General features: G+C 67.1%; 19 protein-coding genes. 9 read left to right on the forward strand and 10 right to left on the reverse strand.

Going from position 1 to position 19,228, the window contains the following annotated elements; genetic code table 11:
* Positions 1-825, reverse strand: coding sequence for an SCO6745 family protein (locus tag ABD301_RS04010; protein WP_163567329.1), 825 nt, complete (start codon positions 823-825; stop codon positions 1-3).
* Positions 826-991: 166 nt separating this feature from the next.
* Here ABD301_RS04010 and ABD301_RS04015 point away from each other — a divergent pair, with 166 nt between their 5' ends.
* Both ABD301_RS04015 and ABD301_RS04020 read left to right on the forward strand, forming a co-directional pair.
* Positions 992-4,888 (forward strand): GH92 family glycosyl hydrolase, encoded by a 3,897-nt coding sequence (locus ABD301_RS04015; RefSeq protein WP_344307224.1) that lies wholly within the window; start codon positions 992-994, stop codon positions 4,886-4,888.
* 79 nt (positions 4,889-4,967) lie between these two features.
* Positions 4,968-5,717: a sigma factor gene (locus ABD301_RS04020; RefSeq protein ID WP_344307226.1), complete on the forward strand. Its 750-nt coding sequence runs from the start codon at positions 4,968-4,970 to the stop codon at positions 5,715-5,717.
* A gap of 9 nt (positions 5,718-5,726) precedes the next feature.
* Here the strand turns inward: ABD301_RS04020 and ABD301_RS04025 are convergent, their stop codons facing one another.
* The gene (locus ABD301_RS04025) at positions 5,727-6,746 is read right to left on the reverse strand and encodes a LacI family DNA-binding transcriptional regulator (RefSeq protein ID WP_344307228.1); all 1,020 of its coding nucleotides are present in this window, start codon (positions 6,744-6,746) and stop codon (positions 5,727-5,729) included.
* A gap of 410 nt (positions 6,747-7,156) precedes the next feature.
* Between ABD301_RS04025 and ABD301_RS04030 the strand changes: the two genes are divergently transcribed.
* Together ABD301_RS04030 and ABD301_RS04035 are read left to right on the forward strand one after the other, a co-directional pair.
* On the forward strand, positions 7,157-7,471 hold the full coding sequence (locus ABD301_RS04030; RefSeq protein ID WP_163567326.1) for a DUF6412 domain-containing protein: 315 nt from the start codon (positions 7,157-7,159) through the stop codon (positions 7,469-7,471).
* A 79-nt stretch (positions 7,472-7,550) separates the two neighbouring features.
* The gene (locus ABD301_RS04035) at positions 7,551-8,312 is read left to right on the forward strand and encodes a YidC/Oxa1 family membrane protein insertase (protein ID WP_344307231.1); all 762 of its coding nucleotides are present in this window, start codon (positions 7,551-7,553) and stop codon (positions 8,310-8,312) included.
* On the opposite strand, the gene ABD301_RS04040 is transcribed toward ABD301_RS04035, so the two are convergent.
* Positions 8,309-9,004 carry a TetR/AcrR family transcriptional regulator gene (locus tag ABD301_RS04040; protein ID WP_344307233.1) on the reverse strand — a complete coding sequence of 232 codons (696 nt, stop codon included), beginning with the start codon at positions 9,002-9,004 and terminating at the stop codon, positions 8,309-8,311. The two genes, ABD301_RS04035 and ABD301_RS04040, sit on opposite strands and share 4 nt — an antisense overlap.
* 201 nt (positions 9,005-9,205) lie before the next feature.
* Here ABD301_RS04040 and ABD301_RS04045 point away from each other — a divergent pair, with 201 nt between their 5' ends.
* On the forward strand, positions 9,206-10,552 hold the full coding sequence (locus ABD301_RS04045; RefSeq protein WP_344307235.1) for a flavin-containing monooxygenase: 1,347 nt from the start codon (positions 9,206-9,208) through the stop codon (positions 10,550-10,552).
* A gap of 56 nt (positions 10,553-10,608) precedes the next feature.
* Positions 10,609-11,001: a VOC family protein gene (locus ABD301_RS04050; RefSeq protein ID WP_279579494.1), complete on the forward strand. Its 393-nt coding sequence runs from the start codon at positions 10,609-10,611 to the stop codon at positions 10,999-11,001.
* Between the two features lies 1 nt (position 11,002).
* On the opposite strand, the gene ABD301_RS04055 is transcribed toward ABD301_RS04050, so the two are convergent.
* From ABD301_RS04055 to ABD301_RS04070, 4 genes are all read right to left on the reverse strand, one after another.
* A complete protein-coding gene (locus tag ABD301_RS04055; RefSeq protein WP_163567324.1) occupies positions 11,003-11,647 on the reverse strand; it encodes a LuxR C-terminal-related transcriptional regulator in 645 nt (214 codons plus the stop codon).
* On the reverse strand, positions 11,611-12,864 hold the full coding sequence (locus ABD301_RS04060; protein WP_344307238.1) for a sensor histidine kinase: 1,254 nt from the start codon (positions 12,862-12,864) through the stop codon (positions 11,611-11,613). The genes ABD301_RS04055 and ABD301_RS04060 overlap by 37 nt, the downstream gene beginning before the upstream one ends.
* Positions 12,861-13,601: a CPBP family intramembrane glutamic endopeptidase gene (locus tag ABD301_RS04065; protein WP_344307240.1), complete on the reverse strand. Its 741-nt coding sequence runs from the start codon at positions 13,599-13,601 to the stop codon at positions 12,861-12,863. The genes ABD301_RS04060 and ABD301_RS04065 overlap by 4 nt, the downstream gene beginning before the upstream one ends.
* A gap of 95 nt (positions 13,602-13,696) precedes the next feature.
* Positions 13,697-14,167: a phosphoribosyltransferase gene (locus tag ABD301_RS04070; protein WP_163567321.1), complete on the reverse strand. Its 471-nt coding sequence runs from the start codon at positions 14,165-14,167 to the stop codon at positions 13,697-13,699.
* Positions 14,168-14,308: 141 nt separating this feature from the next.
* Between ABD301_RS04070 and ABD301_RS04075 the strand changes: the two genes are divergently transcribed.
* Together ABD301_RS04075 and ABD301_RS04080 are read left to right on the forward strand one after the other, a co-directional pair.
* Complete coding sequence (locus ABD301_RS04075) at positions 14,309-14,554, forward strand: PspC domain-containing protein (RefSeq protein ID WP_163567320.1); 246 nt, start codon at positions 14,309-14,311, stop codon at positions 14,552-14,554.
* A 26-nt stretch (positions 14,555-14,580) separates the two neighbouring features.
* The gene (locus tag ABD301_RS04080) at positions 14,581-16,131 is read left to right on the forward strand and encodes an FAD-dependent oxidoreductase (protein ID WP_344307242.1); all 1,551 of its coding nucleotides are present in this window, start codon (positions 14,581-14,583) and stop codon (positions 16,129-16,131) included.
* On the opposite strand, the gene ABD301_RS04085 is transcribed toward ABD301_RS04080, so the two are convergent.
* Entirely contained in the window at positions 16,128-16,952 is an 825-nt protein-coding gene (locus ABD301_RS04085; protein ID WP_344307244.1) for a helix-turn-helix domain-containing protein, read from the reverse strand. The two genes, ABD301_RS04080 and ABD301_RS04085, sit on opposite strands and share 4 nt — an antisense overlap.
* A gap of 93 nt (positions 16,953-17,045) precedes the next feature.
* On the opposite strand from ABD301_RS04085, the gene ABD301_RS04090 reads away from it, so the two are divergent.
* Positions 17,046-17,480, forward strand: coding sequence for a PPOX class F420-dependent oxidoreductase (locus ABD301_RS04090; RefSeq protein WP_163567319.1), 435 nt, complete (start codon positions 17,046-17,048; stop codon positions 17,478-17,480).
* 228 nt (positions 17,481-17,708) lie between these two features.
* Here ABD301_RS04090 and ABD301_RS04095 read toward each other — a convergent pair whose 3' ends face one another.
* Together ABD301_RS04095 and ABD301_RS04100 are read right to left on the reverse strand one after the other, a co-directional pair.
* The gene (locus ABD301_RS04095; RefSeq protein ID WP_344307247.1) at positions 17,709-17,861 is read right to left on the reverse strand and encodes a hypothetical protein; all 153 of its coding nucleotides are present in this window, start codon (positions 17,859-17,861) and stop codon (positions 17,709-17,711) included.
* A 67-nt stretch (positions 17,862-17,928) separates the two neighbouring features.
* Entirely contained in the window at positions 17,929-19,134 is a 1,206-nt protein-coding gene (locus ABD301_RS04100) for a TetR/AcrR family transcriptional regulator (RefSeq protein ID WP_344307249.1), read from the reverse strand.
* Positions 19,135-19,228 lie beyond the last annotated feature (94 nt).

Genomic DNA, 19,228 nt, shown 5'->3' on the forward strand with positions numbered 1-19,228 from the left:
CTACTCGGGCAGGCCGATCGGGTTGGGGAACGGGACGCCCTCGACGGTCCGGGCGACCACCGGTCGCAGCGCCGCCAGCAGCCGGTCGACCCCGAAACCGGCCTCGACGGCCCGGTCGACGCTGGCCGCCAGCCGGTCGGTCAGCTCCTCCACGTCCGTACGCACCTGCCGCCCGCGATCGGTCAGCGCGTCGTCCGCGTCCAACCAGCCGCGCTCCCGCAGACGGTTGATCGCGGCCTCCCACTCCGGCTCCGTCCAGCCCCGGAACTCGCGCTGCTGCTCAGGCACCTGACCAGCGACAACGGCCAACACATTGGCCTCGCAGCCGTCCAGTCCGGCGGTCAGCAACGCGGCCACGTGCCCGTCCCCACGGAACTCCCGCAACGCCGTGGTGGCCCACCACAGGGCCAGGTGCGGGGCGTCCGGGATGGCCAGCGCGGCATGCGCCGCGAACAGCGGTCGCCCGGCCGGATCCAGGCCGACCACCACCTCCGCCAGCGCCTTCGCGACCTCGCCCAACGCTGGGTCGTCAACGCCGTCGCCGAGCAGTTCACGCAGTCGCAGGTCGGCGATCCGCTGGTGTGCGGCGACCGCGTCCGCGGGCGTACCCAAGCTCCAGGCATCGGGCAGCGCGCGGTCGATCCTGGCCGCCGCGAAGTTGTAGAACATCGCCGTCACGACCTCCGGCGGCACCGCACCCAGCGGCCCAGAGCGCCCGGCGACATAGCCCATCCAGAATCCACGCAAGCCCGCCGCGGCATATTCCTCCCGCGCCTGCGGGGCGAAATAGACCGGCGCGTGATAGCCCTCGACAAGGCGCCACATCTCGTTCACGTCCGACAGCGTACGTCCCGGCTCGAACCATAAGCGGCCTGCGTCACATTTTCTTCGGCGCTTGGTGTTGACTGCGGTCGTGGTCCTGGGTTTATGTACATCCCGGCTGATTTCGCAACGACCCGGCGCAGGCCGGCCTTTGACGTGGAGGCTTCCGTTGGCGGGAAAGCGGCGTTCGATGTTCCTGGTCGGGTTGGTGACCGCGGCTTTCGTGGTGCCGACAGCCCTGTTCAGTACGGCGGTGCCGGGGTCGCCGGCGGAGCCGTCGTCGACGGGAAACTTTCAGTCGTCGTTCGAAACCGCCGATCCGGCGCTAACATGGACAAATACCGCTGAAACCGATAGAAACGGGCGCCCGAAGGCGTCCGGGGTGACCAGCGCTTTCTCCACCGGCATCCCCGGGAACATCGCCGACAAGATCACCAAGATCACCGCGAGCGGCGAGAACACCAGCGGCGGCGAGGTGAAGGAGAACCTGGCCGACGGCGATGTGCACAGCAAATGGCTGGTCTTCGCGCCGACCGGCTGGGTGCAGTACGAGCTGTCCGAGCCGGTCGCGATCGTCAAATACGCGGTGGCCTCCGCCAACGACGAACCGGGCCGCGACCCGAAAGACTGGACACTCACCGGCTCCGCCGACGGCACCACCTGGACCACAGTGGACAGTCGCGGCGGCGAGAGTTTTTCCAGTCGCATGCAGCTGAAACAGTACGACACGACTAACAAAGCGGCGTACAGATTCTATCGCTGGACGGTCACCGCGAATGCCGGCGCCGACATCCTGCAGGCGTCCGAATGGCAACTCGCGGTCGATCCAACCATCGACCCGCCGCAGCCCAACATGCAGACCAAAATCGCCACCGGCCCGGCCAGCGCGCCGGACGCCAAGGCGAACGTCGGCTACACTGGGCTGCATTCGCTGCTGTACGCGGGCAGCCAGACCAGCGCCGGACGCGGTTACTCGTACAACAAAATCTACGACGTCTCGGTTCCGGTCGGTCGCGACACCGAGCTTTCCTACCTGCTATTCCCTGAGCTGACCGGCGACGACCTGCGCTATTCCAGCACGTACGCGTCCGTCGACCTGGCCTTCAGCGACGGGACCTATTTGAGCCAGCTCGGCGCGCAGGACCAGCACGGCATCGGGCTCGACCCGATGTCACAGGGGAAATCCAAGACGATCTACGCGAACCAGTGGAACCACGTGGCCGCGAACATCGGGAAAGTGGCCGCTGGCAAGAAGATCTCCCGGATCCTGGTGGCCTACGACAGCCCGAACGGCGCCGCCTTGTTCCGCGGCTGGCTCGACGACATCGCCATCACAGCTCATCCCGCGTCCCGGTCGTACCGAGCGCCGTCCGACTACGTGCTGACCACTCGCGGCACCCAGTCGAGCAGCAATTTCTCCCGTGGCAACAACTTCCCGGCCACCGCGGTGCCGCACGGCTTCAACTTCTGGACGCCGGAAACGAACGCCGGCTCGACGGACTGGCTCTACAACTACAACCGCAGCAATGACGCGGCGAACCTGCCAGAGTTGCAGGCTTTCGCGCTCAGCCACGAACCGAGCCCATGGATGGGCGACCGGCAGACCTTCCAGGTGATGCCGTCGATCGCGGACGGTACGCCGGATGCCAGCCGGACCGGGCGGGCGCTGGCTTTCCAGCACTCGAACGAAATCGCGTCTCCCGATTACTACAGCGTGAAATTCCAGAACGGGCTGCGCACCGAGCTGGCGCCGACCGACCACGCGGCGATGTTCCGATTCACCTTCCCCGGCCAGTCGGCGAACCTGATTTTCGACAACGTGAACAACGGCGGCGGCCTGACCCTGGATCCCGGCGGTCGTACGATCAGCGGCTATTCGGACGTGAAAAGCGGACTTTCGGTCGGTGCTGGGCGGATTTTCGTCTACGCGACCTTCGACCGAGCGGTTGCCGGCAGCGGCATGCTGCCCGGCGGCGGCGGCTCGAACGTCACCGGATATCTGAAATTCACCCTGCCGTCGGCGGGCAGCGCGGTCACCATGCGGATCGCCACCTCGCTGATCAGCGTGGACCAGGCAAAGAAAAACCTGGACCTGGAGGTCGGCCCCGGCTCGACCTTCGAGCGGGTACGGGCCGCGGCGAAATCCCAGTGGGACTCCAAACTCGGTGTGATCACGGTGACCGGCGCGAGCACCGACCAGCTCACCACCCTCTACTCGAACCTCTACCGACTGTTCCTCTATCCCAACTCCGGCTTCGAGAACACCGGCACGGCCCGCAAGCCGGTCTACTCGTACGCGAGCCCGACCGCGCCCCGCACCGGCGCCGACACTCCGACGCAGACGGGATCGTCCGTACGGACCGGAAAGATCTACGTCAACAACGGATTCTGGGACACGTACAGAACAACCTGGCCGGCGTATTCACTGCTGACACCGGATGACGCGGGCACGATGATCAGCGGTTTCCTGCAGCTTTACCAGGACGGCGGCTGGGTGCCGCGGTGGTCGTCGCCGGGCTACGCCAACCTGATGACCGGCACCAGCTCCGATGTCGCCTTCGCGGACGCGTATCTCAAGGGTGTCAGCAATTTCGACGTGCAAGCCGCGTACGACGCCGCTCTGCGCAACGCGACCGTGACCCCGCCGAACGACAGCATCGGCCGGAAGGGCCTGGCCAGCTCGATTTTCCTTGGCTACACCCCGACCAGCACCGGCGAGGGCATGTCGTGGGCAATGGAGGGCTATGTCAACGACTTCGGCATCGCCAACCTGTCGAAGGCTTTGTACGACCGCAGCAAGCCGAATGACCCGCGTCGCAACGAATACCTGTCCAACTACCATTACTTCACCAACCGGGCACAGAACTACGTCCACATGTTCGACCCGAGTATCGGCTTCTTCCAGGGCCGCAAGCCCGACGGCTCGTGGAACCAGGCCGCGTCCACGTACGACCCGCGGGTGTGGGGCGGCGACTACACCGAGACCGACGGCTGGGGAATGGCCTTCACGGTCCCGCAGGACGGCAACGGCCTCGCCAACCTGTACGGCGGAAAAGCCGGCCTGGCAAAGAAACTTGACCAGTATTTCGCGACTCCGGAGACCGCCACCTTCCCCGGCTCGTACGGCGGGGTCATCCACGAGATGACCGAGGCGCGGGACGTACGGATGGGCGAGTACGGCCACAGCAACCAGCCGGCGCACCACATCCTTTACATGTACGACTACGCCGGCCAGCCGTATCAGACGCAGGCCAAGGTCCGGGAAGCACTTTCTCGACTGTACCTGGGAAGTGAGATCGGTCAGGGCTATCCGGGCGACGAGGACAACGGCGAAATGTCGGCGTGGCAGATCTTCAGTTCGCTCGGCATCTACCCGCTGCAGATGGGCAGCCCGTCGTACGCGATCGGGTCGCCGCAGTTCAAGCAGGCCGTGGTTCACCTGCAGAACGGCCGAAAACTGGTCATCAACGCGCCAAACAACAGCGCTCGCAACGTTTATGTGCAGAGCCTGCGAGTGAATGGCCGGCCGTACGACAAGACGTACCTGCCACAGGATCTGCTGGCGCACGGCGGTGTTCTCGACTTCAGCATGGGCCCGAACCCGTCCCGCTGGGGCACCGGACCGAACGACGCGCCGCCGTCGATCACCCAGGGCACCGCGGTCGCGCAGCCGTGGGCGGACACGCTCGCCACCGACGGCTCCACGATCACCGCGGCCGACGGCACGAACGTCCACGCACTGGTCGACAACACCTCGGCCACGCAGGCGACTTTTGGCTCCGCTACCCCGACGATCGAGATGAGCCCGCCGGCCGGCAAGGCGATTTCCGCGTACACACTGACATCCGGGACCGCGGCCGGTGACCCGAAGTCCTGGGTGCTGGAAGGCAGCACCGACGGGACGCACTGGACCGGGCTGGACACCCAACAGAACCAGACCTTCGCCTGGCGATCACAAACCCGCGCCTTCGCCATCGCCCACCCCGGCGCCTACACCACCTACCGGATCAGGGTCACCTCCGCCACCGGCACCGTCTCGCTGGCCGAGGTGGAGCTGCTTGCTTAACAACTCCTGGGAACCTGATCGACCCAGTTGTGAGTCATGCCCCCTGTGACACTGAGGTCGATCAACCAGGAGCGGCGATGTGACTGACGGACAGCTGGCCGTACGACAACAGCTGGATGACCTCTTCCGGGCCACCCATCCCCGGTTGGTGCTGAGCATGTACGCACTGACCGGGGATCGGCGCGAGGCGGAGGACGTCGTCCAGGAGGCGTTCGTACGAGCCGTGGTGCACAGCGCGATCGATCCGGCGACCGGAGTTCTGCACCTGCTGGCCCATCAGCCCGCGAAGACGATCGGTGCCGCGCGGCTCGGCGGTGACGGGACCATTTGGGTGTCGTACAAGGATGGTCCAAGCGCCCTCGACAGCTCGAGCGGCATCGCGGTCACCCACGACGGCGGCCACAGCTGGATCACTCGGCAGATCACCCAGCCGGACGGCAGAGTAGTGGGGCCAGTCATCAGTTCGGACGGTATTCGCGCCTATGCCGATTTAAGTCATCTCAGCCAGTCCAGCGGCAACCGGATCTTGATGACCGACAATGGCGGTCAGACCTGGACCCAGCGAGACGGCGACATCTCGCTGCCGGCTAGCCCGTACTCGCTCCCGGACGGTTCCATTATCGGCGTCGACGTGCAACACACCCCATTCAGTGTGGTAGTCACGGCGGACCAGGGCAGGACCTCCACGCCGGTCACTGCTGCGAACAACCCCTCCACGTTCGGCAGAACAGCGGATGGCTTGTACGTCTTGGCCGACCGCGGGGCCAACCCATCGGACTACCTCGTCTCGACCGACGGGCGGCACTGGACGAAGTCGCCAAGACCCTGACTGCGAAGCTCAGGAAACCCCGAGGGTGCTTTCCCGGGGGACGAGGTCGCAGTTGGCGCGCCACACCTGGGCGGGTTCGGGGGCGGCGAAGCGGCGGTCGAGCACGTCGACGGCGAGCTCGGCGATCTGCGCCTTGTCGGGGCGCATGCTGGACAGGGTGGGCGTCAAATACGCGGCGTCGTCAACGTCGTCGAAGCCCAGCACGGCGATGTCGTCCGGGATCCGGCGGCCGCTGCGGTGGATCGTACGCATGGCGCCGATCGCCAGCAGGTCGCTCAGGCAGAAGACGGCGTCGGGCGGCTTGGGCAGCGCGAGCAGCCGCTCCATCGCGAGCGCGCCGGCCTCCCGGTCGTGCAGCGCGCCATGCTCGATGTAGTCCTTCTCGATCGTGAGGCCAGCGGCCTTCAGGGCTCGCCGGTAGCCGGCAACCCGGGGCGCCTGGCGGCGGCTGCGCGGCTCGTACGCGGGACCGATCAGCGCGATCCGCCGCCGGCCGGCCGCCACCAGGTGACCGGTCGCCACCTGGCCGGCGCCGAGGTTGTCGATCATCACGTGGTCGACCACCGGGTCACCGCCGGCGCCCCCCGACGCGCTGCCGAACAGCACCACCGGCGGGCCGGACGGGCCGGACGGCACGTCGTCGGCGGAGACCTCGGACGGGAACATCAGCACGCCGTCGATGAGGTGGCCGCGGCCGCCGCTCAACAACGCCAGCTCGCGGCCGCGGTCGTGCGCGGTCTGCTCGACGACCAGCGTCCAGTCCCGTTTCTCCGCCTCGATCATCATGAAATGCGCCAGCTCGGCGAAATACGGCAGACCGATTTCGGGCACCGCCAGGGCCACCACCCCGGACCGGCCGCGGGCCAGGTTCCGGGCGGACAGGCTGGGCCGGTAGCCGAGTTCGGCGACCGCCTGCTGCACCCGGGCCCGGGTGCCAGGAGCCACCGATGCCTTGTTGTTCAGGACATTGGAAACCGTCATGGTGGAGACCCCGGCCCGGGCCGCCACGTCTTTCAAACTGGCACGCATCCCTTGATTCTGCACTGTCCACATCAGTCGCGTCCGGCCGCAGCCCATATTTCCTCGCGGAGGTGACATTCAGAACGCCCGTGCATTGTCCAACAAACCCGCATTTCAGCTGTATGCAACGATGGAAGGCAACCGTACGGCCGGGAAAATCTGCCCTATCGGCCTTAAGGAAACCTTATTTGGTCAGGAGTATTAGCGCTCAAGGAACTCGACCACCACCCAGTACGCGACCAGGCTCGAAAGTCCGGGGGTACGCATGAAACCGCGAACGTCGTCGCGCATCGCGTCGAACGAGTAGTCGTTGGCCCGCTCGCGGTGGCCATGGCCCCGCCGGTCGAGCGGTCCCCAGGTAGTTTTGCGGCGAGCGTAGAATTAGTTTCGGTCATCGCATCGCAGCTGAGGAGGGCATCATGACGCGACAGTCGTCCCGACTGCCCGCCCTGCTGCCTTTCGTGGTGCTGCTGCAGTTCGCATTCCTGCTGCTGCCACATGTTTTCAGCACCCCAAACCACACCGCACTGGTCGCCGTCGCCGCCTTGCTGGCGACCGGGCTGGCCTGCGGTCTCGCGCTCCCGTACGCATTGCGTGCGGGCACTTCCGCGCCGTCGGTGCGCGGTGCCTCACCCGAGCAGTCCCGGCGGGCGAGTTTCCTGCGCCTGCGCAACCCGGACGCGCCTGGCAGGACTCGGCCAAGAGGACCCACCCGCAGCCCGTCGGCTGCGTGATTTCCCGCTTCGCAAAGAGAATTCCGTAGCCATTCCGCCTGTCCTTTTTCGTGTTCCAAGACATGCCGGAGTTGCTTTCATGCCCGATCTGTTCGGGTGGCCGATGGCGGCCGCCCATTTTCTGGTGACCACCCTCGCCACCCTGCTCTCCCCCATGCTGGCCGGCGCCAGCACGGTGGTGGCGATCGTGCTTTTCACGGTGGCCGTACGACTGTTGCTCCTGCCGTTCAGCCGCGCGGCCGTACGCGGTGAGAAGGCCCGCGCCGCCGTCGCACCGCAAACGCAGGAGATCTATCGCCAACACCGCAACGATCCGGAGAAACTGCAGCGTGAGATCGCCGCCCTGCACCGGGAATCCGGTACGTCGATGTTCGCCGGCTTTCTGCCGCTGCTCGCCCAAATGCCGTTCTTCATGGTGATGTATCGGCTGTTCACCTCGTCGACCGTGCAGGGAAAGACCAACGACCTGCTCGGTCACACCCTGCTCGGGACTCCGCTGGGCACGCATTGGGCGACCACCCTGTCGGCCGGTTTTCCCCTGCAGTCAGCGGTTTTCCTGGGCCTGTTCGGTGCGCTCGGGGTGGTCGGCTGGCTGTCGATGCGCTGGCAGGCTCGGATCGCCGCGCCGGCGCCCCAGCAGAACCCGTTGCTGGCCAAAATCCTGCGACTACTCCCGTTCACCACCATCGTGGTGGCCGCGTTCCTGCCGCTGGCGGCCGGAATCTACCTGCTCACCACGACGGCTTGGACGTACGGCGAAAGACATGTCTTGCGGCGCCAGGAAAAGCCGGTGCAAGCCGAGATCGAGCTGGCCGACAAACCCCGGAAGAGGACGGCTTAGACCGACTCACGCGGCTTCCCGGTGGCGGTCCACACGTCGCTGCCGTCGGGCAGCCGCCCGAAACCGGCGAAAATCCCGAGCAGCAGCCGGCGGGCCGCGTCGGTCCGCTCTTCGTCGCTGACGCCGTACAACCGGACCGACACGTCCAGGCCCGGCAGGTGCGGCGCCAGCGCGAAGTGCGGCAGCAGGATCACCAGCAACGCCACGAAAGCGTCCAGGTCCGCCTCCGGGTGCAGCTCGCCGCGTTCGCGGGCCCGATCCGCGAAGGGGTGCAACGCGGCCACATAAATGCGGTTCACCGGCTCCCGTACGGCGACCCGCACCTGCGGGTCGAGCTCCAAGTTGGTCGCCGCGGTGACCCCGCGCTCCAACGGATGCTCGTCGTAGTAACGCATCCAGGCCAGCATGAGCTCCAGCATGAACTCGAAGAACGGCCGTTCCGGGTCGAGCGCGGCAAGCCATCGGGTCATCTGGTTGCGCACCCGAATCGACGTGTACTCCGCGACATACGAGAAGAAATCCAGCTTGTCCGGGAAATACTGGAAGAGCGAGCCCTTGGCCACGCCGGCCTCGCGGGCCACCACGGTCAGGCTGCCACCGGAATATCCGCACCGACCGAACTCGCGCATGGCGGCCACCACGACCCGCTCCCGGCGCTCGGCGGGCAGGTTGTCCCACGTCGTTGTCGGCACTGTTCCTCCGTCGTGCCCTCAGAGACTTGTCTCTCCGTCGGGCCTCCCCGCGAACACCCGCTCCGGCGCGCGTCGGGGCGTCACTATTCGATCATGGTGCGTGACAGCCGCGATCGCTGTCAACACGCTGAATTAGCGTACCCTCATGGACAGTCACAACTGGCGCGCGGCAACCCGGTCGCCGCGCACGTGGGGAGCGCGATGGCTGTGCGCACGGATCGGGCCTGCGTCATCGGCGCGGGGTCGTCCGGGATCGCGTCCTGCCAGGTCCTGAACGCCCGCGGAGTCGGCTTCGACTGCTTCGAAGCCGGGTCGCGAGTGGGCGGAAACTGGCGCTATCTCAACGACAACGGCATGTCCTCGGCCTATCGTTCGCTGCATATCAACACTTCGCGCCAGCTTATGCAGTACGCGGCCTACCCGATGCCGGCGGACTATCCCACCTATCCTGGCCACGCACAGATCGCCGGCTACTTCGACAACTACGTGGATCACTTCGGGTTAAGGGAAAAGATCGCTTTCCAGACCACGGTGGAGTCGGTGGAGCCGCGGTCCGGTGGCGGTTTCGAGGTGAACGTACGAGCCGTCGACGGCGACCGCCGGACCGACACGTACGGCGCGGTGCTGGTCGCGAACGGCCATCACTGGGACCCGCGGTGGCCGGTTTTCCCGGGAGCGGACGGTTTCACCGGCCGGCAACGGCATTCGCACGACTACAAGACGCCCGACGACCTGGCCGACCGGCGAGTTCTGGTGCTGGGCATCGGAAACTCGGCCTGCGATCTCGCGGTCGAGTCGTCCCGGACCGCCGCCCGTACGTTCCTGGCCATCCGCCGCGGCGCCCACGTCGTCCCGAAATATCTCTTCGGGATGCCGACAGACCACCTCACGACCTCGCCGCTCGCGCACGGTCCACTGTGGACACAGCGGCTCGGGTTGGCGCTGATGCTGCGACTGGTACGCGGCTCGGTCAGCTCGTATGGGCTGCCCACCCCGGACCACAAAGTGCTGGCCGCACATCCGACCATCTCCGACGACCTGCTGACCCGGCTCGGCCACGGGGACATCACGGTCAAACCCACCATCGACCGCTTCGACGGCGACACCGTCCGTTTCACCGACGGCAGCGCCGAGCGGATCGACGACGTTATCTACTGTACGGGCTACAAAATCAGCTTTCCGTTTCTGGACGAGCGAATCATCTCGCCGGCCGACAACGAGATCTCACTCTTTCACCGGGTGGTCTCGCCGGACTGTCCCGGGCTTTTCTTTGTGTCGCTGGTGCAACCGCTGGGCGCCACCATGCCGATCGCCGAGGCGCAGTCGGCCTGGATCGCGGACCTGCTGCTGGGCACCGCCACGCTGCCGCCGATGGCCCAGATGCGAGCTGAAATCGAGGCGTACAAGCGCAAACTGCGCAAGCGTTATGTGACCTCTCGGCGGCACACCATTCAAGTCGACTTCCAGGACCACCTGGCCGACATTCGGGCCGAGCGCCGGGCCGGCGCCCGGCGCCGTGGCAGCTCGGTCGCTCTTGACCTGCAGTGAGGTTGAGGTTGCATCCTCTCGATGACGCTGTTTTTGTCTGAGAGAGGATGCGACCCGTGATCGACCAGCACACGCACATCCGGATTGCCCGTCCCAGCAACGATTTGGCGGCCGTCGAGCGGTTCTACGTCGACGGGCTCGGGCTTAGTGTGATCCTGCGGATGAGCCAGGAGCACGACCTGATCATGCTCGGCTGGCCAGCGGCCGGGTGGCATCTGGAGCTGGTACGAGACCCCGCCGCGCCGGTCGCGCCGGTGCCGACCGAAGAGGATCTGCTGGTCATCTACCTCGATGGCTCAGTCCCGCCAGAGCTGGTGGAGCGACTGGTCGCAGCCGGTGGCAAGGTCGTCCCGTCGCTCAACCCGTATTGGGACACCTGGGGCGTCACCATCGCCGATCCCGACTCCTACCGCCTGGTGCTGTGCACCCGCTCCTGGACCAATGCCTGACTTATTTGTTCAGGTAAGCCAAAACCGCGAGAACCCGGCGGTTGTCGTCGTCGGAGGCAGGCAGGTCGAGTTTGCCGAAGATGCTGGCGATGTGCTTAGTGACCGCGCTGGCCGAGATGGACAGCTTCTCGCCGATCGCGTTGTTGGACCGGCCCTGGGCCATGTGTTCCAGCACCTCGATCTCGCGGGCGGTCAACGTGCTGGTCCGGCCGCGGGCCTCGCCCCGCGTCAGAAGTTTCGCCACTACCTGGGGATCCATCACGGTCCCTCCTTCGGCCACCGTGGTCACGGCCTCGACGAACTGCGCGGTGTTGGAGACCCGGTCCTTGAGCAGATAGCCGATCGCGCCGGTCCCGTCGGCGAGCAGCTCGCGCGCGTACAACTGCTCGACATACTGTGACAGCACCAAAATCGGGAAGCCGGGCCGACGTTTGCGGGCCTCGATCGCGGCCTGCAGGCCCTCGTCGGTGAACGAAGGCGGCAGCCTTACGTCCACCACCGCCACGTCGGCGTCCTGCTCAGCCAGCGCCTTGCGCAGCGAAGGGCCGTTGTCGACCGCCGCCACCACGGTGAAGCCGTGTTCGGTGAGCGTACGAACGAGACCGTCCCTCAGGAGGAAGAGGTCTTCGGCAAGGACAACACGCACGGGATCTCCAAGCTGACTTGAGTCGGGCCGCCGGTCGGCGAGTGGACCGTGACGGTGCCGTCGAAAGCGGCCAGTCGGCGCTGCAGGCCGCGCAGGCCGGTGCCAGCCGACGGGTCCGCGCCGCCCCGGCCATTGTCGGTGACCGTGCAGGTCAGGACGCTGTCCTGATGGTCGAGGGACACGTCGATCCGGGTCGCCCCACTGTGCTTGGCGGCGTTGGTGAGCAGCTCGGAGACCGCGAAGTAGGCGGCCGACTCGACTGGCGGCGCGGGCCGACCGGGCAGGGTCGCGGTGACCTCGGCGTCGATCACCGAGTCCAGCGCGAGCGCCCGGATCGCGTCGGCCAGGCCGCGGTCGGCGAGCACCGGCGGGTGAATGCCGCGTACGAGATCACGCAGCTCGTCCAGCGCCTTCGAAGAGGCTTCCCGAGCCGAGACCAGCAGCTTGCGAGCCGCCGCCGGATCGTTGTCCAGCACTTCCTCGGCGTTGCCCAGGCTCATGCCCATCGCCACCAGCCGAGCCTGCGCGCCGTCGTGCAGGTCGCGCTCGATCCGGCGCAGCTCAGCTGCCTGCGCGTCGGTGGCGTCGGCGCGCGTACCAGCGAGCGTGTCCACCCGCTGTTCCAACTCCGCGGTACGCGACGGAGCCAGCAGCACCGCTGTCCAGCGCGCCCGCAACCGCAACATCCGTGGGCCAATCAGCAGACCGATCACGATCATGACCAACCCAATCGGCACGCAGGCCAGCGCGGTCGCTGTCGAGTTCACCTGGATGACGCCGTAGATGTTGCTGCCGCCGTCCGCGCCGATGGCCCGCCACACGAATGGCTGAACGAACGCTCCGAAGGCGCCGAAGAGTACGAACGCCAGCGGCAAGGTCGCCATCCACGTTCCGACCACCCAGTCAACGGTGGCCCAGGTCAGGTCCCGCCAGGTCGCGCTGTCCTTGAGCAGAGCCACATTGCGCTTCACCAGACCGTCCGGGAGCGGCCCGTACGGCGCCGGAATGTCGACGCCGCTCCAGCTGGCCGTACGCCTCGCTGTGTTGGCCACCGCCCGCAGCGCGGACACGGCCGGCGGCAGCAGGTAGAGGCCGACGCCGATGGCGAGCAGACAGCCGGCGGCCATCACCAGCACAGCAACCGCACCTTCGGCCAGCGCGAGACCGAGCAACAGCAGACCACGGGGCAGCACGAGAAGCCTGGCCTTGAGGTTCATCGGGTCACCTGACGATTCCCACCGACGACGACCGCCGCGATGACGACGCTGGACGCGGCGAGGATGAGCATGTTTCGCAGTCCACCTTGTTCGAAGTTGAGCAGGATCAGGATGCCCAGATTAAGCAGCCAGTGGAACACGCCGGCGACCAGCAGCGATCCGCGCCGGCTGGTGCCGCGTACGAGCACCGCCATGATCAGCGACACCGCGACGCTCATCGTCACGAAACTCAGGAAGAACGCAGGGCCGAAGGCGTAGTACTGGATGTGCCAGGTGCTCCATAGGACGCCGACGATCACCGCCGAGACGATCATCGAGAAGCGGGTCTGTAGGTGGCGCTGCAGGAACGTCCGCCAGCCCAGCTCCTCGCCGCAGGCGCCGATGAGTTGCAGCGGCGCGATCAGCCAGAACTGCTCCGGGATGGCCAGGTGCAGCGGCTGCCCGGCCAGCGCCAGCGCCGCCGCGCACACTCCGAAGAGCGCGACGACGATGCCCGCTCCGACGCCGGCGCGTACGAGTGCGTTCTTCGTGCCTTGCTGGCTGTCCTTGGCCAGCAGCCCGATGGCGGCCAGCACTCCGATCGTGGGACCGAACTGCGTCAGCATCAGCAGCTCCGGGTCCAGGTGGACGTACGGCTGCAGGACGAGCAGGGTTCCGGCGCCCAGCCAGGTGGCGATCACGAAGATCACCGTGGCGAGCCAGAATCGCGATCTCGGCAGGGTCATTACGGCGGTCACTTTTGCTCCCGAAGTAGGCGGTTCACTACCTCCTACGGTCGCCGACCGCCGACCGCCGCACACTGCGCGCGACTCTCCGGTCAGGGTGGAGTTTTCTACACCACGGCAGGCTCGGTGGACCAGGGAAAGTCGATCCACCGGTCGGTGCTGCGCCAGACGTACTCGCATTTCACCAGCGACCGCGGCTTCTCGTAGAGCACCGCGCAGCGGGCCTCGGCAACGTGGTCCGCGCAGAAGTCGCGTACCAGCCGGAGGGTCTCTCCGGTGTCCGCCACGTCGTCGGCGATCAGTACGCGCGCGCCGGTCAGGTCCACGACCTGCGGCACCGGCGGCAACACCACCGGCATCTCCAGGTGCTGGTCGACGCCGGTGTAGAACTCGACGTTCATGGTGTGCAGGTTCTTGACACTGAGCGCGTAGCCCAGCGCCCCGGCCGGGAACAGCCCACCCCGGGTGATCGCCAGGATCAGGTCCGGCCGGAACCCGTCCGCGGCCACCATCTCGGCCAACCGCCTGCTCGCCCGCCCGAACAGGTCCCACGTCAACACTTCGCGCTCGTCCGGCACCGCTCCCCCTAGTGAGTCTCCCCTGATTCTGAGTGCCACCGAACATCCGGGACAGATCAGGGTCGTACCCGATGCCAACCCACCTGCCCGCGACCGATGCTTTATTGCAAGGTCATAAGACATCGAGAGGGTTGATCCGTCATGGACACGATTCACGGCTCGTTCCGCAACCAGGGCCTCGTACGGCCACGGGACGGCCGCCTGCTGGGCGGCGTCATCGCCGGCCTCGGCCGCCGCTTCGGCCTCGACCCGTGGCCCGCGCGGTTTCTGTTCGTCCTGATCTTGCTGCTCATCCCGGGCAGCCAGATCCTGATCTACCCGGTGCTGTGGATCCTGATGCCGTCCGAGGACGCGCCGGCCATGACCCTGCACGAGGGTGGCGTGTAGACAGGCTCGCGTGCTACTTTTCGAACATGTTCGAAAAGACCTCTGTCGTTGTTGTTGGTTCCGGCGCGGCCGGCCTTTGCGCGGCGCTCGCCGCGGCGGTGGCCGGCGCGGCGGTGACCGTGCTGGAGGGCAGCCCGAAGTGGGGCGGCGCGACCGCGGTCTCGGGCGGGCAGGTGTGGGCGCCCGGCAACCACCACACGGCCGACAACCCCGAGGACGCACTGACATACGTGCTCGGCCGTACGCAGGGGCGGTCGCCGGCGATGGCGGCCGCGTTCGTACGAGCGGCGCCGCTGATGGTCCGGTTCCTGGAGCGGCACACCCCCATCCGCTTCACACCGATGGACGCGCCGGACTCGTTCGCGGAGGCTCCCGGCGGCCGGGCGGGCGGGCGCAATCTGGAGGTCGAGCCGGTCAGTCTGGGTGATCTCGGCGACCCGGACGACTTGTTCTGGCCGCCGCCGTTCTTCCAGCCCGTACTCACCAACGCGGAGATCATGGAGTTCGGCCTGATGGCCGGCGGCACGCCACCCTTCGCGGTGATGAAACGCCGGCAGGCGGCCGGTCAGGTGACGCTCGGCCAGGGCCTGGTCGCCGGCCTGTTGCACGGCTGCCGAGAAGCCGGCGTCGAGTTGCTGCGCGACCATCGCGTCACCGGCCTGCTGCCCGAAGGCGGCGTACGGGTGGGAGATCGCGAGTTTCCAGCGCCCGCCGTCGTGCTCGCCACCGGCGGCTTCGAACACGATGCTGAGCTGCGCGAACGACTGCTGGACGGCCCGTACGACCAGCCCCTGTCGCCGCCGGTCAACCGCGGCGACGCACTGCGGTTGGCTGACGGCGCAGCCGTGGACTTCGTCTCGGAGAGCTGGTCCTGGCCCGCCAGCGCCGGACCGACCACCTGGCCGGACGGCACCGCGCGCCCAGTGCTGATGCTCTCCGAGCGGATGCTCCCGCACGTCATCTGGGTCAACGCCGCAGGCCGCCGTTTCGTCAACGAATCCAGCCACAACGCGGCGCTCGCCTTCGCCGAAACGGACCCAGGCACCGGGCTCCCCCGCAACACCCCCGCGTGGGCCATCGCCGACGCCCAGTTTCGGGCTCGCTACGCCTTCGCCGGCGCCGCTCCCGGCCAGCCGCTCCCGTCCCACGTCATCCAGGCGCCGACTCTCGCCGACCTCGCCGCGAAAACCGGCATCGATTCGGCCCAGCTGGCCGCGACCGTACAGTCCTTCAACGCCCACGCCGAAAAAGGCGACGATCCCGACTTCGGCCGGGGAATCGCCGCGTACGACCACTATTGGGGCGATCGGGCGGCACCACATCCCAACCTGGGCACCATCGCGGAACCACCTTTTTGCGCGCTGCCGGTCCTTCCCGGTCTCGTCGGCACCAAAGGCGGTCTGCGTACCGACACCGACGCCCGCGTGCTGCGCTGGAACGGCCAGCCCATTCCCGGACTTTTCGCTGCCGGCAACGCGATGGCCGCGGTCATCGGACCGGCGATCATCTCCCCCGGCGCGACCATCGGCTCAGCCCTGGCCTGGGGCTGGATCGCCGGCACCGCGGCCTGCGTTTAGTTCGTCAGGGCCGTACGACTGAGCGATTCGAGCGCCACCGAAGTGGCGTCGTCGGCGGCCAGATAGGCAACCAGGCGTTGCTCGTCGGAATGCGGCAATTCCAGGCTTTCGTACGCCAACACCAATTCGCCCGCCAGCGGATGTGTCCATCGTTCGACGCCGACACGTTCGGGCAGGCTGGCAGCGTTGTCGTACCGGCTGCTGAATGGCGTGCCGACAATGACCGCCAACTCCTCGCCGAGGAAGGCGGCATGCGGGTCACCCAGAGCTGTCGCCGCTCGCAGGTCGGCCGCCCGCTCGTCAGCGACCTGATTCCAGTCGGGGTACGCGGTTTTTGCTCGCGGGTCGGCGAAAACGAAGCGGGTGAGGTTGGGTTGGTCGGCGTCCAACAGCCCGAGCGGCCGGGCCAGCCGGCGATAGCTGGAGTTGGCAGCGACTAGGTCGCCGACTCGACTGACCACCACCGCCGGGCTCGGATCAAGCCGGTCGAGCAGCGCTCCTACGGTCGGGCGGATTTCCCACGACCGCGGTTCCGTGGCCTGACAAGAGGTGCCTTTGACCAACCGGTGCAGGTGGACCCGCTCGTCGTAAGACAGATTCAGGGCGTTGGCGAGCGCAGTCACGATCTCGCTGGACGGATGCCGGTCGCGGCCCTGTTCCAGCCGGATCAGGTATTCCACGCTCACGCCGGCGAGGGTGGCCAGCTCAGCGCGGCGTAGGCCAGGGGTGCGACGGCGCGGGCCGGCTGGCAAGCCCACCTCGGCCGGCGTGACCAGCTCTCGCCGGGAGCGAAGAAACGCGCCCACTTCGTTTTCCGCCATGACCGAAACTCTAGGGTCGACCATGGTGACCTTGGCAGGGCCAGTCTCAGCGCGGCCTCCCTCCGGGCGGCCGGAATCGGCAGGCTCGAAGGCATGAGCGTATTCACCGACGAAGAAGTCGCGTACATGAAAAGCCAATTGCTGGGCCGGCTGGCCACTGTTGGCGCGGACGGCCGACCGACGGTCCGCCCGGTAGGAGTGATCTACGACCCCGAAGCCGAGGCCATCGTCATCGGCGGGGTGGTCGGGTCGAGGATGGCGAACAGCAAGAAATTTCGCGACACCACGCTGCACCCCGAGGTGTCGTTCCTGGTCGACGACATCGCCACGGTGGATCCTTGGAGACCGCGCGGGATGGAGATTCGCGGCCGCGCGCAAAACCATCTCGACGGTGGCGAACAAGTCGGCCTACGCCTGGAAGCGCCGTTCCCCTTCGAACCGGCGTGGATTCTGATCCGCCCCACCCGAGTCCTGACCTGGGGAATCGCCGCCGGATCCGGTGACCTGTCCACTCGCAAAATCACCTGAACCAAGTAGTGGTTGAGTAGTTGTGCTCAAGCGCCATCTCAAGTGGACCGTGATCGTAAGACTCGTGACGGACGAGGCAGCGGACACTCGGGAGCCCAGTGATGATGACAGCAAGGCACCCACCCAAAGCGGACCTCGTTCCGTTGGGATAGCCATCGGGTGTGTTGTCCTCGCAGTGATGGCCATCGCCTTGCTGGCGCCGACGGTGTGGCTCCTGTGGTCGTACGGTCAAGAGGTCCGCACGAGCGGCGACTCGGCGACGAGAAACGAGTTCTGGTTGCTCGCGGCCGTGGTTTTCGGCGTACCCGCGATAGGCGCCGGGATCGGCGCGCTGACCTCCCGCGGAGCGGACCACGCCGTACGGATCCTCGCCGTGCTCACGGCCTGGCGATTGCCGGTCTCGTACTCCTCATTGGTTGCTACTCCTGGTTCCTGTCGACCCTGCGGATCACTTTCTGACGAAGTTTTGGGCGGCGGACAGGACTGTGTGGGCGAGCGCCGTCAGTTCCGCACCGATCGCGGGGCGGGCGCGCAGGCGGCCGGAACGGGAGAGGTCGTTGATGATCGTCAGGGCCGCGTGCACGGCGATCCGCGACTCGGACTGGGACGCGTCCGGCGACAGCGATGACTGCAGACCAACCCACTGGGCCACGTACGCACGCTGCACCCGCAGCGACTCCAGCCGGCTGCGTTCGGGCAGGTGGGCGAGCTCGCGGTTGTAGACGTGCAGCAGCTCGCCGTGGTCCATGACCACGTCCACGTACGAGCGGATCAGCCGGTCGAGCTGCGCCGCGGGCTCGCCGGCGCCAGACAGCGCGCGGCTCGCGCCGACCGCGAGCTGGTCGGCGAGCCGTCCGCAGCCGGCCATCAGCAGGTCGGCCTTGCTGGCGAAGTGCCGGTAGACACTGGGACCAGCGATCCCAGCGGCAGCGCCAATATCCTCCATGCTGACCGCGCGATAGCCGCGCTGGACGAAAAGTTCGGTGGCGGCCGCCAGGATCTGCTCCCGCCGGGTGGCTGGAATCACTGGCTCAGCAACGAAACCCGTGGCTTCGCCGGACTCGGCGGGCACACAGGAGCTGGCGCAGACCGCCGAGGCCAGCGTATGCAGGAGTGCCACGAAGCGACGTTTGGGCAGGCTGGCGTGGTGGTCGGCGACGCTGCCCAAGACGCTCAACGCCGCCATGCAGAGCAGCTCGGCGTCGGCGGCCGGCAGGTCGGGGCGTACGAGTGTGAGCTCACCGGCCCAGCGGGTGATGAACTTGCGGCCGCGCTGGCGCACCTCGTTGCGGGCGGTCTCGTCCAGGTGCCGCGCCTGCCACCGCCACAGCGCCGAAACCCCGCGGCGTTGGACCGACTGCTCGGCCAACGCGAGCGTTACCGCGTCGAGCCGCTCGGCCGGCGTACCGGCTCCGCCAAGAGCCTGCTCAGCGGCCTCGTCCATCACTTCCTGCCCGGTCAGCAGCACTTGCGCGAGCAGGTCCTGCTTGCCCTGGAAGTGCCGGTAAAGCGCGGGGCCGGTGATGCCGGCGGCCGAGGCGATGTCCTCGATGCTGACGGCCTGATAGCCGCGCTGGGCGAACAGATCCGCGGCGAGCACCACCAGCTGACGCCGGCGGTTCGCCGGGCGACGGCCCGGCCGCTCTGAATCCATTCCGCACCTCCAGCCGGCTAAGTGAACGCTGTGGACCTCACCATAGCTGCCCAGATCCCTTGACAGCTACCAGATCCACCGCGTTATGTTAATC

The sequence above is a fragment of the Fodinicola feengrottensis genome (assembly GCF_039530045.1).
Lineage (GTDB): Bacteria > Actinomycetota > Actinomycetes > Mycobacteriales > HKI-0501 > Fodinicola > Fodinicola feengrottensis.